The following is a 13,420-nucleotide window of genomic DNA, read 5'->3' on the forward strand; positions in this document are numbered from 1 at the left end:
AAAGGAAGACCTTTGACCTCCACGCACCAACCCGTCAGGTTCGCCGCGGTCGGACTCGACCACGCCCACATCCACGGCCAGGTCGCCGGGCTGATCAAGGCCGGGGCCGAGTTCGTCGCGATGGCCACCGACGACCCGGGCTCGGGCGTCGCGAACCAGGTCCGCGAGCGCTACCCCGACGTACCGTACGTCGACGACGGTGACGAGCTGATCGCCCGCGACGACCTCGACCTGATCGTCACCGCCGCCGTCCCGGACCGGCGCGGGCCGATCGCCGTCGCCGCCCTGCGGTCGGGCAAGGACGTCGTCGCCGACAAGCCCGGCTGCGTCACCCACGACCAGCTGGCCGACATCGAGAAGGCGGTCGCCGAGACCGGCCGGTTCTGGTCGGTGACGTTCTCCGAGCGGTTCGAGGTCAAGTCGGCGATCAAGGCCGGCCAGCTGGTCCGCGAGGGCCGGATCGGGACCGTCGTCCAGACCATCGGCCTCGGCCCGCACCGGATCGGCGACCGCGGCCACCTCGGCGGCAACGCCGGGCGCCCGGACTGGTTCTTCGAGAAGGAGCGGTACGGCGGCATCCTGGCCGACATCGCCTCGCACCAGATCGACCAGTTCCTCTGGTACACCGACTCGCGCACCGCCGAGGTGGTGACGAGCTCGGTCGGCAACTTCGCCAACCCGGACAAGCCCGGCCTGCAGGACTTCGGCGACCTGCTGCTGCGCAGCGACCATGCCCAGGGCTACATCCGGGTCGACTGGTACACCCCGGCCGGCCTCGGCACCTGGGGTGACGGCCGGCTGATGATCCTCGGCACCGAGGGCTACATCGAGCTGCGCAAGTACGTCGACATCGCCGGCCGCGACGGCGGCAACCACCTGTTCGTCGTCGACGGCGAGAAGACCGAGTACATCGACTGCTCCGACGTCGAGCTCACCTACTACCCGGACCTGGTCCGCGACGTCCAGGAGCGGACGACGACGGCCGCGCCGCAGGAGCACACCTTCGAGACCATGCGGCTGGCGCTGACGGCACAGCAGAACGCCGCCGTACGGGGAGCCGCCAAGTGACAGCACAGCTCAAGGTCGCGGTAGTCGGTGCCGGAGGCATCAGCCGGCGGCACGCGGAGGCGTTCGCGAGCACCGGCCGTACGACGCTGGTCGGGGTCGCCGACATCGTCGCCGCGAACGCGCAGGCGCTCGCGGACAAACACGGATCGAAGCCGTTCGGCAGCGTCACCGAGCTGCTGGCCGCGGTCGATCCCGACCTGGTCACGGTGACGACGCCACCGGGCAGCCACGCCGAGATCGCCATCGAGGTGCTGGCCGCCGGGAAGTCGGTGCTGCTGGAGAAGCCGCCGGTGCTCAGCCTGGCCGAGCTCGACGCGGTCGCCGAGGCCGAGCGTTCCAGCGAGGGGTCGGTGTACGTCGTCTTCCAGCACCGGCACGGGTCCGGCGCCGTACGGGCTGCTGAGCTCCTGGCCGCCGGGACGTTGGGTGCGCCGCAGGTCGCGGTCTGCGAGACGCTGTGGTTCCGGCCGCGGCCGTACTTCGACCCGGAGTGGCGCGGGACGTGGGTCGGCGAGGGCGGCGGACCGACGCTCGGCCACGGCATCCACCAGATCGACCTGCTGCTGCACCTGCTCGGGCCGTGGAAGACGATCAACGCCACCGCCGTCCGGCTGGACCGTCCGGTCGAGTTCGAGGACGTGTCGATGGCGTCGGTGATCTTCGAGAGCAACGCCGTCGCGACGGTGATCAACAGCCTGCTCTCGCCGCAGGAGCTGAGCCGGATCCGGATCGACACCACCGGTGGGTCGCTCGAGGTCAACCACCTGTACGGCTACAAGGACGCGGACTGGAAGTACACGCCGGCACCGGATGCGGCCGACACGTGGACGTCATCGGCTGGTGAGGATGTGGCGAGCAGCCACGAGGCGCAGCTCGGGCGCCTGGTCGACGATCTGCTGGCCGGGCGTACGCACGACACGACGCTGGAGAGCACGCGGCCGACGATGGAGTTCGTGACGGCGCTGTACGCGTCGGCGCTGACCGGCCAGGCCGTACGGCGTGCTGATCTCGTCCCGGGGCATCCGTTCTACCAGGCGTTGAACGGCGGTTTGCCGCAGTCGGAGCTGACCGAGGCGTTCGCGCCCTGATGCTGCTGGTAGCCCTCGCCGCCGGGCGAGGGCTACCAAGCGCAGCGGAAGCCGAGGTTGCCCGCCGTACTGGTCGGGTCGTTGGCGGAGCGGGCGGCGACGCGGTAGCGGTTGCAGTACGAGGCGTGGCACAGGTACGAGCCGCCGCGCATCGCGCGGTTCTCGCCCCAGGCGTCGGCCGTCCACTCCCACACGTTGCCGACCACCTCGTAGAGGCCGTACCCGTTCGGCGGGTACGAGCGGACCGGCCCGGTGCCGCGGTGGCCGTCGTCGAGGGTGTTCTTCACCGGGAACGTGCCCTGCCAGATGTTGCACAGATGCTTCCCGTCGGGCGTCAGCTCGTCGCCCCACGGGAAGCGCTTCTGCTCGAGCCCACCGCGGGCCGCGCGCTCCCACTCCGGCTCGGTCGGGAGCCGACCGCCGGCCCAGGAGCAGAACGCGACCGCGTCCGACCAGGAGACGTGCACGACCGGATGATCCTCGCGACCCTGTACGTCGGACTGCGGCCCTTCCGGCCGATCCCACGTCGCGCCCTCGACCCCGCACCACCACGGCGTCGCCGGCGGCCGCCGACTGACCTTCCGTACGGCGGCCGGGAGGAACCCCGCGAACACGAAGCTCCACCCGAACCGCTCGGCCTCGGTCACGAACCCGGTCGCCGCGACGAACTCGGCGAACTGCGCGGTGGTCACCGCGGTGACGCCGATCGCGAACGCGTCCACCTCGACCTCGCGCACCGGCCCTTCGCCGTCGGCCGCGAACGCGTCGGCGTCCTCGGTACCCATCAGGAAGGCGCCTTGCTCGATCCGCCGGCGTTCGATGGCCGAAGTGGTCGCCGGAGCGACGTGGATCTCACCGACGACGCTTCCCGGCTCCCGCCGCGGACTGCAACACCCCTCGCTCACCCGCCCACCGTACTCACCCCTTGCTCGGCGCGAGATCCTCGTCGATGAACGGCGTCCGGCTCAGCGACTTCTGGTACACCTCCAACGCACTCGCCAGATCCAGCCGCCCGAGCTCCAGCAACGTCTGTACGCCGTTCAGCTCCGCCCCCACCTGCTCGGCGGCGCTGATCCGCTCGGCGGTCTCCTGCGACCGCAGCAGGTTCGTACAGATCGCGGCCACCACCGAGATGGCGAGCCCGAGCAGACACAGCCCCTGCCACACCGCCGTACTGGACGGCAGGCCCAAGGCCCCTTGCACCGAACTGGCGAATTCCTGCCCACCCACAGCAGGCCCAGCAGTCAGTACGGCGGTCAGCGCACTGCTCACCACCCCGATCGTGCCCAGCCGATGGTTCCGCGGCCGGGCCCGATCGAGAAACGCGTCGAGCACCACCCGACGATCATGGATCCGCCCGATCAGCGCGTCACGGTGATCAGGTTCAACAGAAGAATCAGACACAGCCAACTCCAGGTCGCTGCCGGCAGAGGACGTTTCCGTCCGTGCTCGGGGGCCAGCACGGCCTGTACCGCGGCCGTTTCAGCCACAGCACCGCGACAGAGAGTACAACCTGTCAGCGAGCCCGCCGACGCAGCAGCTTCTTCACCCCGTACGTCGATTGGCACAACATCGCCACACCGCACACGGCGATCACCACGAACAACACGGTCCGCCCGGTCCCGAGCCCGCCGTGCGTCAGCTCCACCCCACTCCACACCAGCAACAGCCCCGCGGCGAACAACGTCAGATACCCCGTCGCCAAGTTCCGAGGAGTGAACTGCCACCACGGCTCGTCCTCCGGCCACACCCGCTTCATCCCAGTTCCTTCCCCAAGAGGCCGCTCCCGGACGGAGCAACCCGATAGTTCGAACGTAGGCGGGGTGGAGCGGGCGGCACCTCGACCACCAGGACGAAGTCCTGGGGCTGCCTCGTACTTTCGGCCAGGAGACGCGCCGGGTCAGTCGGCGGCGTAGCGCTGGAGGCGCCAGACGGCGGGGACCAGCAGGGTGAGGAGGACGACCACGAGGTAGATGCCGCCGCCGTACAGCTGGACGGCCTTTGCGCTGGTCGCCGCGGTCACGTAGCCGACCAGCAGTTGGCCGAGCGGTCCGGTCACGAACGAACCGAGCATGTCGTACGACGCCACCCGCGACAGCTTGTCGAGCGGGATGTGTTGCCCGAGCGCGGTCTCCCAGCCGATGCCGAACGTTTCGAACCCCAGGCCGACGGCGAAGGCCGCCGCGGCGACCGTCACCGTGTTCGGCGCGAGCGCGAGCGCCGCGAAGACCGGCAGCGCGGCGAGCATGCCGAACATGCCGACCCGCACCGGGTAGCGCGGTTTCAGCCGGATCATCAAGATGCCTCCGGCAACAAGCCCGGCGCCGAAGCACGCGCTGACCGCACCCCAGCCGGCCCGCCCGAAGGTGTCGTCGGCGATCACCGGGCCGAGGGTCGAGTAGCACGCGACGAAGATCAGGTTGAGCACGCTGAACGCCGCGACCACGCTCCACACCCACTGCCGCGACACGAACTCGGCCCAACCTTCCCGCAGGTCGCGCAGGATCGACGTACGGGTACGTTCGACCGGCGGCAGCGTCAGCCGCGCGAACAGTACGACGGCCAGCGCGAACGTCGCCGCATCGACCGCCAACCCGACCCCGGGGCTCGTGAACCCCACGATCACGCCGGCCACAGCGCCGCCTCCGACGAGCGCCGCCGAGCGCGCGAACCCCGCGACGGCGTTGGCCTGCGGCAGCTCGACCGGCTCGACCAGCGCCGGCATGATCCCCATCAACGCCGGCATCACGAACGCCGACGCGGCGCCGTTCAGCGCCTCGATCACCACCAGCTGCCAGATCTGCGCGTGCCCCGACAGCACGAGGATCGCGGCCAGCGCCTGCGTCAGCGCGCTCACGGTGTTGGCAACGATCAGCACCAGGTGCCGAGGCAACCGGTCGGCGATCACCCCGCCGATCAGCAGGAACACCACGTTCGGGATGCTCCGCGCGGCCAGCACGACGCCGACCGCGGTCGCCGAGTCGGACACGTCCAGTACGGCGAACACCAGCGCGATCGGCGCGATCGACGACCCGAGCACGGCCACGAACCGGGCCGACACGAAGGTCCGCACGTCCGGGTGCCGCAGCACCGCGAGGTCGTCGCGCCAGCTCATCCGATCACCGACCGTGACGAAAATGGACCCGGGTTCCGGCGGGCGGGACAGGCGGCGGTCACCGCGCGCATTCTGCCAGACCTGCCGTTCAGGGCGCCGAACCGCTACCGTGGGGTCTTGGGCTCTCGATTCAGCAGGAGGCTCCGTGAAGATCAACGACGTATTGCGCGGTAAAGGCAACCAGGTCGTCACCATCTCCCCCGAAGCCACCGTCACCGAGCTGCTCGCGCTGCTCGCCGAGCACAACGTCGGCGCGCTCGTGGTCAGTCCGGACGGCTCCAGCGTGGCCGGCATCGTCTCCGAACGGGACGTGGTCCGGCTCCTGCACGGCACACCTGACGCGGGCGAGGTCCGGGTCAGCGCGATCATGACGTCCCCGGTGCACACCTGCGGACCCGACGACCTGATCGACAACCTGATGCGGCTGATGACGGACCGCCGGATCCGGCACGTCCCGGTGGTGGTCGACGACGCCCTGACCGGCATCGTCAGCATCGGCGACGTGGTGAAGTCCCGGATCGGCGAGCTGGAGTTCGAGAAGGAACAGCTCTCGAACTACATCGCCGGCTGATCTTTCCACCCGCACCAGCCTGTCCGCCGGTCCGCCGGCTCCCGCGGCACGCGGGAGCCGCCGGATCGTTGCCCTGCGCTCCCACAGGACTACAGTCCGTTCATGGAGCCAACCGAACCGCCGGCCGGACCGCCCGGGCCGCCGCAGCGACCCGGTGACCAGTCGGGTCAAGGACAACCGTCACCCCAGTACGGCCAGGGCACCCCACCGCCGCAGTACGGCGCCCCGCAGTACGGCCAACCCGACCCGAACCAGCCCCAGTACGGCCAGCCCGGGCCACCGCAGTACGGCCAACCGCCGTACGGCTACCCCGGCGGCCAGAACCAGCTCCCGCCCCAGCAGCAGAAGACCAGCGTCTTCGCCATCCTCTCCCTCGTCCTCGGCGTGATCAGCGCGATCCCGTTCGCGATCATCTTCGGCATCGTCGCCCTGGTCCGGATCCCGAAGACCCGCGAGAAGGGCAAGGGGATGGCGATCGCCGGCATCGTCCTGGCCTGCCTGTGGCTGGTCGGCATCGTGCTCGCGGTCGCGTTCTCCGACTCCGACCCCGAGCGCGACGCCTCCGGCCAGGTCACCGCGACCGCCGACGTGGCGCCGGAGAAGCTGAGGGTCGGCGACTGCGTCGCGGAGGTGCAGGAGGGCGAGGTCCAGGACATCAAGGTCCAGCCCTGCTCGCAGCCCAACGGCGGCAAGGTCTACGCCGTCTTCGAGCTCCCCAAGGGCTCCTTCCCCGGCCTCGACGCCGTCCAGGCCAGCGCCGAGACTGGCTGCACCGACCGTTGGAAGCAACTCCGCGAACAGGCCACCGACCTGTCCGACATCTTCTACCTGCACCCCACCGAAGACAGCTGGAGCCTCGGCGACCACAGCGTCACCTGCCTCCTCGCACCCCGCTAGAAGACGCCAAAGGCCCCGGCCGCCGTAGCGGTCGGGGCCTTTGTCATGCCGTTGTCAGTACCGAGTCACCGCAGCCCAGGCATCCACGATCCCGTTGCCGTAGAAGCCGTTGAAGGTGCGGTTGCCCTCGCACAGCGCGTCGAACTCGGCCGGCCGGCCCTCGTTGGCGTACGAGACCAGCGGCGGGTTCGGGCACGCACGCTCCTGGGCGGAGCCGAGCATGATGTTGCGGACCTTGTCCGGGTTCAGGCCGAACGAGTTGCCCTTGCCCTTCTTGCCGTACTCGCTGACGATCAGCGCGGCGACACCGGTCGCGTGCGGGGACGCCATCGACGTGCCCTGCAGCCAGTTGTAGTAGCCGCACTTGGTGTAGTCGGTCTCGCCCGGCTTGCACTGCTTCTGCACGCCGCCGGTCACACCGGCCTCGGTGATGTTGCCGTCGGCATCGACCAGGCCGTCGGCCTGGAGCGTGTTCACCGGGTATGTCGACAGGATCAGGTTCTCGTTGACCCGGTGCTGCGGCGTCCCGAAGTAGTCGCGGAACCAGCCACCGGGGGCCGACACCTCGGTCTGCTCCAGACCGTAGTTGGAGTAGTCCGCCTTCTTGCCCGACGGGCCGAGCGCGGAGACACCGATCACGTGCGGGCCCTCGACCGGCAGGTCGACACAGGTCGCGTTGTCGATCGTCCGCGGGTACGGCGGGACGTCGCCGAAGTCCGGGCTGGAGATGTCGACGCGCGGCTTGCCCAGGTCCTCGTGGTTGTTGCCGAGCGACCCGACCAGCGTGACGTCGCGGTTGTGCGCGTAGTTCAGCGCCCGCTGCATGGCCCGGATCGTGGTCCGCTGCTCCAGCTGCGCCTCCGGGCTGTCGGCCGGGTTGTTGATGCAGTTGTAGAGCCACGGGTCGACGTAGAACGACATGTTCACCACGTCCAGCCCGACGTCACCGGCGTAGGTGAGCGCGTCGAGTACCGGGCCGAGGAACACGAACCCGCTGTCCTGGCCGCCGCGGATCTCGACCAGCGTCACGTTCGGCGCGACGCCGGAGACGCCGAGACCGTTGACCGCGGCACCGATCGTGCCGGCCACGTGGGTGCCGTGGCCGCTGTCGTCCCAGCCGACCGGGTCGACGCAGCCGCGGAACTCGCACGGCCCGTCGATCTCGGGCAGGTCGGAGGCGAAGTTGCGGGACAGCTTCCAGTCGAAGTTCGGCGCGATGTCGGGATTGCGGGCGTCGATGCCGGAGTCGAGGACGCCGACCTTGACCTGCTTCTTGCCGGGCTGCACGGTCCGGGCCAGGTCCGAGCGGACCATCTTCAGGCCCCACAGCTGCGGGTCCAGCGGGTCCATGCCCTTGGCACCCTTCGCGGCCGCCTTGGCGGCCTTGGCCGCGCCCTTCTCCTGCTCGACGTGGGCCGGCTTGGACCGCGGCAGCTGCCCGATCGGCCGGCTCCGGGTGGCGCCCTCGACCGCGCCGGAGGCCGACACCTGGCTGGCGAAGCCCGAGGAGGCCGCCCGCACGGTGATCGTGCCCAGGTTGGTGTTCTCCTTGACCACTTCACCCCCGGCGGCCTTGACAGCGGCCAGCGCCTGCGCCCGGTCGGCCCCCTGCTCGACCAGGACCAGGTACTCGGTGCTGCCACCCTGCGCCTGGGCGCCGGCGACGACCGGCACGGCCAGGCCGGCGGCGACCAGTGCCAACGCACCCGATGCCGCGTACAACGATCTGCGGACGTCTCTCACGAGCGGATCCCCTCCCTGAAGTGAGTCTGACGCGCACAACGTAAGTCAGCCGTGCACGTGACGGGAGGGGGCCGACGTTGTCAGCTTTTCCAAGCAAACAGTTGAATCAGCCCGAGTAGTCCGAGTTGGCGGCGAAAACCACGAACAGCAGCACCATCGCGATCCCGAACAGGATCGCCAGGATCAGCAGCACGGTCCCGACGATGCCGGTGATCCGGCCGGCCACCGCCATGCCGCGGTTGTTGTAGACGCCCGGTGCGGCGTCGATCTCGGCGACCGCCTGGTTGCCCTTCCACCAGGCGAACGGCGACAGGATGAACAACCCGGTGATGAACGGGATCAGCCCGAGCACCAGCGCGACGGTCGCGTTCGAGTTGTCGCGCAGCACGCCGTACGCGGGTTGCGACGGGAACCCCGGCTGCGTCGGGTACTGCCCGTACTGCGGCGGCCGGTCCTGCGGTCGCTCGTCGAACGACATGTCGTGCTCTCCTCTGCTCAGGGCCAAGTAGGCCTGAGCAGAGGATGACAGGTCCTCAGCTCAGCTCGGTGACGTCCCCCAGCCCGGCGAGCTGGTCGCGGACGTCCTTGGCCTCCCCTACGACGACCACGAGCAGCCCGTTGGTTCCGACGTACCGGTTGTACGCCGCGGTCGCCGACTCCGCGGTGGTCGCCGCGATCTGCGCCAGGTAGGTGTCGGCGAAGTCCAGCGGTACGCCGGCGGCGATGTTGCTGCCGACCTGCTGGGCGATCGAGTCGGCCTGCTCGTAGCGCAGCGGGGCGGTCCGGATCAGGTTGTCCTTGGACTCCCCGACCTCCTTGTCGGTCAGCCCGTCGCGGGCCTCGCGCAGGATCCGCAGCGCGTCGGTGATCGCGGCGCCGGTCACCTCGGTGCGGACCGAGCCGCCGAGGCTGAACGTGCCGCCCTTGCGTGGCGCGGTGAAGCTGGACCGGGTGCCGTAGGTGTAGCCCTTCTCCTCGCGCAGCACGGTGTCGACGCGGGAGGTGATGGTGCCGCCGACGACGTGGTTGGCGACCGCGGCCGCGCCCCAGATGTCCTCGCGGCGGTCCGGGCCGGGGCAGCCGATCAGCAGCTGGCTCTGCACCGAGCCCGGCCGGTCGACGAGCACTATCCGGTCGCCGAGCACGTACAGCGGCTCCGGGGTCTCCAGCGCGGGGCCGGCCTCGGAGGTCCAGTCGCCGAACGCGTCGTCGACGATCCCGGCGACGTCGACGCCGGTGGCGTCGCCGGCGAACAGGATCTGCGCCCGCGCCGGTCCGACGTTGTCGCGGTAGAACTTCGCCACCTCGACGTTGGTCAGCGCCCGGATCGTGTCCGGTGTGCCCGCGGTCGGGCGGGAGCGCCGTACGGTCGGCTCGAAGAGGTGCGCGGAGAACGCCTCACGGGCCCGGTACCCGGCGTTGGCGCGCTCCTGGTTGATCTCGCCGAGCCGGATCGTGACGTGCCGGCCGACGTCGGCGGGGTTGAACGCGGGCCGGGTGACGGCCTCGGCGAGCAGCTTGACGGCGGGCGCGAGCTGCGAGGTCGGGACCGAGATCTCCACGTGCAGCGCGTCGGAGCTGACGTCCACCCCGTACGCCGCCCCGTGCCGCTCCAGCGCGGCCGCGAAGTCGTTGGCCGAGTGCAGCTCGGTGCCCTCGTCGAGGGTGCGCGACATGATCGTCGCGACGCCCTCGAGCTCGCGCGGCTCCGCGAACAGCGGCAGCGCGATGGTGACCCGGACGGTCGCGACGTACTGGCCGGGCCGGTCGAAGACGTGCACCGGTGTCCCGGCGCGAGTGGTGGTCGTGGTCGAGGCCGGGAACGTCCAGGGCCTCGGCGGCGCGACGACGGGCGGCGTGGCGAGGTTCTGGGTCATGAGCTCTTCCTGTAGGTCACCTGGACGCGGCCGTCGGCCCGAATCCACTGCTGCGCTGCCTGCTGGACCTGCTCGACCGTGACGGCGCGGAGCTGGTCGATCCGGGTGTTGATCCGGTTCGGGTCGCCGAACAGCAGCGTGTGGTGGGAGATCTCGTCGGCGCGGCCGGCGCAGGTCGCCAGCTGCTCCAGCCAGTCCCGCTCGGCCTGCGCCTGGACGGTGGCCAGCTCGTCCGCGGTGATCCCGTCGGCGGCGAGCTTCTCGACCTCCTCGACCAGCGCGTCCTCGACCTTCTGCAGGTCGACGCCGTCCGACGCGATGCCGGTCAGCGTCCCGAACGAGACGCCGCCGATCAGCGGCAGCGCTCCCCCGGACACCGACTGCGCGATCTGCTCGTCGCGGACCAGCCGCCGGTTCAGCCGGCCGCTCTGGCCGGCGGCCAGGACGTCGAGCGCGAGCGCCGCCGCGTCGAGCTCGGGCGTCCCGTCGACGGGCAGCCGGAACATCATCGTGATCAGGTCCGACGGCACGTCCTCGACGACGTCGTCGCGAGCGACACCGGTCATCGGGCCGATCGTGCCGTCCGGCGCGGCCGGCGGCTGCGGGATCGCGGGCAGGTGGCCGAAGTACCGCTTGACCGCCGCGAAGGTGTCTTCCTCGTTGACGTCGCCGACGATGGTCAGGACCGCGTTGTTCGGGCCGTAGTACTTGCGGAAGAAGGCGTGCACGTCCTCGACCGAGGCGGCGTCCAGGTCCTCCATCGAGCCGATCGTCATGTGTCCGTACGGGTGGCCCTGCGGGAACGCCAGCCGGACCAGGCGCTCGTAGGAGTCGCCGTACGGGCGGTTGTCGTAGCTCTGCCGCTTCTCCTCCTTGACGACGTCGCGCTGGTTGTCCAGGTTCTCCTGGTTGACCGCGTCGAGCAGGTACCCCATCCGGTCGGCCTCGAGCCAGAGCGCGAGGTCGAGCCCGCCGCTGGGCAGCGACTCGAAGTAGTTCGTCCGGTCGAAGAACGTCGAGGCGTTCAGGCTCGCGCCGGCACTCTCCAGGAGCCCGAAGTGCTCACCGGACTTCACGTTCCGCGAGCCCTGGAACATCAGGTGCTCGAACAGGTGCGCGAAACCGGTGAGCCCCGGCGGCTCGTGCCGCGAGCCCACGTCGTACCAGAGATTCACGGCGACGATCGGCACCGCGCGGTCGATACTCACGACCACACGCAGCCCGTTGTCCAGAGTCTGCTCAGCGAGCGGATACGTCAGCGGCATACGGACAAACTTACCCTCACCCCTTGATCGCTCCGCCCAGGGCGAACGCGCCGCCGAGCTTGCGGCTGAGCAACAGGTAGAGCAGCAGCACGGGGAAGGTGTAGATCAGCGAGTACGCCGCCAGCTGGCCGTAGTTCGGTTCGCCGTACTGACCGAAGAAGGTGAAGATGCTGACCGACGCGGGCAGCCGCTCGGGCGACAGCAGCAGCATGAACGGGACGAAGAAGTTCCCCCACATGCCGATGAAGGTGAAGATCAGCACCACCGCGATCCCGGGCCACATCAGCGGCAGCACGATCCGGCGCAGTGCCTGCATGTTGCCGGCGCCGTCCACCCAGGCGGCCTCCTCGAGCGAGATCGGGACGCCGTCCATGAAGGTCTTGGTCAGCCAGATCGCGAACGGCAGCGAGCTGGTCGCCATGAACATGATCGTGCCGCCGATGGTGTCGACCAGGTTGAGCTGCACGAACAGCCCGTAGACCGGCACCATCACCGCGGTGATCGGCAGCCCGGTGCAGAACAGCACGGTGAGCAGGAACGGCCGGTTGAACCGCGACTTGAACCGCGACAGCGGGTACGCCGCGAGCACCGCGCAGACCATCGTCAGCAGCGCCGCGCCGCCGCACAGCACGATGCCGTTCAGCACCGGCCGGTACGTCGTGTCGGTGTTCAGCACCGCCTTGAAGTTGCCCAGCGTCGGGTTGGTCGGGAACTCGACCCGCAGCCCCGCGGTCCGGTTGATCGAGGCGAACAGCACCCACAGCAACGGCAGCACGAACAGGATTCCGATCGCCAGCAGCACCAGGTTCGAGGTGAGCTTGCTGAGGCGGTCCCGGGCGATCATGCGGCCTCCGTGTTCAGTCCACGCAGGTAGATCAGCGAGAAGACCGCGCCGATCGCCAGCATCACCAGGGCGATCGCGGTGCCGTAGCCGATCTGGGAGAAGCTGAACGCCTGCTCGTACATGTACAGCGGCAGCGTCTGGCTCTTGGTGCCGGGCCCGCCGCGGGTCATCGCGTAGATCAGGCCGAAGACGCTCAGCGTCTGCAGCGTGATCAGCATCAGGTTGGTCATGATGGCTCGGCTGATCATCGGCAGCGTCACGAAGACCAGCCGGCGCAGCCCGGCCGCGCCGTCCATCTCGGCCGACTCCTCGATCTCCTTGGGCACCTCGCTGAGCGCCGCGGAGTAGACCAGCATCGAGAACGCCGTACCGCGCCAGATGTTGGCGATCGAGACCGCGATGATCGGTGCCGCGTACAACCAGTCCTGGCCGGGCAGCCCGACCTTGTGCAGGATCACGTTCAGCGTGCCCTCGTCGTTGAAGAACGCGCTGAGCAGGTACGCCGCCACCACCTCGGGCAGCACCCAGGCGCCGATCACCGCCGTCCCGACGAAGTTGCGGACCAGCTTGGTGGAGCGCCGCATCAGCAGCGCCAGGCCGAGACCGAGGGTGTTCTGGCCGATGATCGCGGAGATCAGCGTGAACACCAGGGTCAGCCAGATCGAGTTCGTGAACGCCGAGCTGCCGAAGGCCTTGCGGAAGTTGTCGAGGCCGACGAACTTCACGTCGCTGGCCCCGGGACCGGTGAGCGCCATGTTCGTGAACGCGGCGTACAGGCAGTAGATGATCGGGCCGGCCAGGAAGACCAGCATCAGCCCGATCGCCGGTCCGAGCGGCAGCATCTTCAGCAGCTTGGCGCCGCGCGGGCGCCCACCGCCCCCGGCCTTTCGGCCGGAGGCAGCGGGCAGCGCGGAAGCGGAGGTCGTCACAGCGAAGATCCCTTCAGCAGCGC

14 protein-coding genes are annotated in these 13,420 nt (G+C 69.6%); 4 read left to right on the plus strand and 10 right to left on the minus strand.

Features of this window, described 5'->3' with window-relative positions; all coding sequences use genetic code 11:
• Positions 1–12 precede the first annotated feature (12 nt).
• Positions 13–1,068, plus strand: a complete 1,056-nt coding sequence (locus tag AB0M01_RS01770; RefSeq protein ID WP_363664936.1) for a Gfo/Idh/MocA family oxidoreductase — start codon at positions 13–15, stop codon at positions 1,066–1,068.
• Positions 1,065–2,156 carry a Gfo/Idh/MocA family oxidoreductase gene (locus AB0M01_RS01775; RefSeq protein WP_363664937.1) on the plus strand — a complete coding sequence of 364 codons (1,092 nt, stop codon included), beginning with the start codon at positions 1,065–1,067 and terminating at the stop codon, positions 2,154–2,156. The genes AB0M01_RS01770 and AB0M01_RS01775 overlap by 4 nt, the downstream gene beginning before the upstream one ends.
• Before the next feature lie 32 nt (positions 2,157–2,188).
• On the opposite strand, the gene AB0M01_RS01780 is transcribed toward AB0M01_RS01775, so the two are convergent.
• From AB0M01_RS01780 to AB0M01_RS01795, 4 genes are all read right to left on the minus strand, one after another.
• The gene (locus AB0M01_RS01780) at positions 2,189–3,061 is read right to left on the minus strand and encodes a formylglycine-generating enzyme family protein (protein WP_363664938.1); all 873 of its coding nucleotides are present in this window, start codon (positions 3,059–3,061) and stop codon (positions 2,189–2,191) included.
• Positions 3,062–3,074: 13 nt separating this feature from the next.
• Positions 3,075–3,494, minus strand: coding sequence for a hypothetical protein (locus AB0M01_RS01785; protein ID WP_363664939.1), 420 nt, complete (start codon positions 3,492–3,494; stop codon positions 3,075–3,077).
• A 178-nt stretch (positions 3,495–3,672) separates the two neighbouring features.
• Positions 3,673–3,915 (minus strand): hypothetical protein, encoded by a 243-nt coding sequence (locus tag AB0M01_RS01790; RefSeq protein ID WP_363664940.1) that lies wholly within the window; start codon positions 3,913–3,915, stop codon positions 3,673–3,675.
• A 141-nt stretch (positions 3,916–4,056) separates the two neighbouring features.
• On the minus strand, positions 4,057–5,271 hold the full coding sequence (locus tag AB0M01_RS01795; RefSeq protein ID WP_363664941.1) for an MFS transporter: 1,215 nt from the start codon (positions 5,269–5,271) through the stop codon (positions 4,057–4,059).
• A gap of 145 nt (positions 5,272–5,416) precedes the next feature.
• Here AB0M01_RS01795 and AB0M01_RS01800 point away from each other — a divergent pair, with 145 nt between their 5' ends.
• Positions 5,417–5,842 (plus strand): CBS domain-containing protein, encoded by a 426-nt coding sequence (locus AB0M01_RS01800; RefSeq protein ID WP_363664942.1) that lies wholly within the window; start codon positions 5,417–5,419, stop codon positions 5,840–5,842.
• A 102-nt stretch (positions 5,843–5,944) separates the two neighbouring features.
• Positions 5,945–6,739 (plus strand): DUF4190 domain-containing protein, encoded by a 795-nt coding sequence (locus AB0M01_RS01805; protein WP_363664943.1) that lies wholly within the window; start codon positions 5,945–5,947, stop codon positions 6,737–6,739.
• A 54-nt stretch (positions 6,740–6,793) separates the two neighbouring features.
• On the opposite strand, the gene AB0M01_RS01810 is transcribed toward AB0M01_RS01805, so the two are convergent.
• The 6 genes from AB0M01_RS01810 to AB0M01_RS01835 all read right to left on the minus strand — a co-directional run bounded on the left by AB0M01_RS01810 (position 6,794) and on the right by AB0M01_RS01835 (position 13,397).
• Positions 6,794–8,482, minus strand: coding sequence for a S8 family serine peptidase (locus AB0M01_RS01810; RefSeq protein WP_363664944.1), 1,689 nt, complete (start codon positions 8,480–8,482; stop codon positions 6,794–6,796).
• Positions 8,483–8,588: 106 nt separating this feature from the next.
• Positions 8,589–8,960, minus strand: a complete 372-nt coding sequence (locus AB0M01_RS01815) for a DUF4190 domain-containing protein (RefSeq protein WP_363664945.1) — start codon at positions 8,958–8,960, stop codon at positions 8,589–8,591.
• A gap of 55 nt (positions 8,961–9,015) precedes the next feature.
• On the minus strand, positions 9,016–10,359 hold the full coding sequence (locus tag AB0M01_RS01820) for a pitrilysin family protein (protein WP_363664946.1): 1,344 nt from the start codon (positions 10,357–10,359) through the stop codon (positions 9,016–9,018).
• Positions 10,356–11,624, minus strand: coding sequence for a pitrilysin family protein (locus AB0M01_RS01825; protein WP_363664947.1), 1,269 nt, complete (start codon positions 11,622–11,624; stop codon positions 10,356–10,358). The genes AB0M01_RS01820 and AB0M01_RS01825 overlap by 4 nt, the downstream gene beginning before the upstream one ends.
• 16 nt (positions 11,625–11,640) lie before the next feature.
• Positions 11,641–12,468, minus strand: coding sequence for a carbohydrate ABC transporter permease (locus AB0M01_RS01830; protein WP_363664948.1), 828 nt, complete (start codon positions 12,466–12,468; stop codon positions 11,641–11,643).
• Positions 12,465–13,397 (minus strand): sugar ABC transporter permease, encoded by a 933-nt coding sequence (locus AB0M01_RS01835; protein ID WP_363664949.1) that lies wholly within the window; start codon positions 13,395–13,397, stop codon positions 12,465–12,467. The genes AB0M01_RS01830 and AB0M01_RS01835 overlap by 4 nt, the downstream gene beginning before the upstream one ends.
• Positions 13,398–13,420 lie beyond the last annotated feature (23 nt).

The sequence above is a fragment of the Kribbella sp. NPDC051770 genome, from assembly GCF_040681455.1.
Taxonomy (GTDB): Bacteria; Actinomycetota; Actinomycetes; order Propionibacteriales; family Kribbellaceae; genus Kribbella.

Excerpts from the sequence above, each read along its gene's own strand:
- AB0M01_RS01825 (WP_363664947.1), bottom strand. The coding sequence starts at position 11,624 with ATGCCGCTGACGTATCCGCTCGCTGAGCAGACTCTGGACAACGGGCTG.
- AB0M01_RS01815 (WP_363664945.1), bottom strand. The coding sequence starts at position 8,960 with ATGTCGTTCGACGAGCGACCGCAGGACCGGCCGCCGCAGTACGGGCAG.
- AB0M01_RS01795 (WP_363664941.1), bottom strand. The coding sequence starts at position 5,271 with ATGAGCTGGCGCGACGACCTCGCGGTGCTGCGGCACCCGGACGTGCGG.
- AB0M01_RS01805 (WP_363664943.1), top strand. The coding sequence starts at position 5,945 with ATGGAGCCAACCGAACCGCCGGCCGGACCGCCCGGGCCGCCGCAGCGA.
- AB0M01_RS01820 (WP_363664946.1), bottom strand. The coding sequence starts at position 10,359 with ATGACCCAGAACCTCGCCACGCCGCCCGTCGTCGCGCCGCCGAGGCCC.
- AB0M01_RS01830 (WP_363664948.1), bottom strand. The coding sequence starts at position 12,468 with ATGATCGCCCGGGACCGCCTCAGCAAGCTCACCTCGAACCTGGTGCTG.
- AB0M01_RS01790 (WP_363664940.1), bottom strand. The coding sequence starts at position 3,915 with ATGAAGCGGGTGTGGCCGGAGGACGAGCCGTGGTGGCAGTTCACTCCT.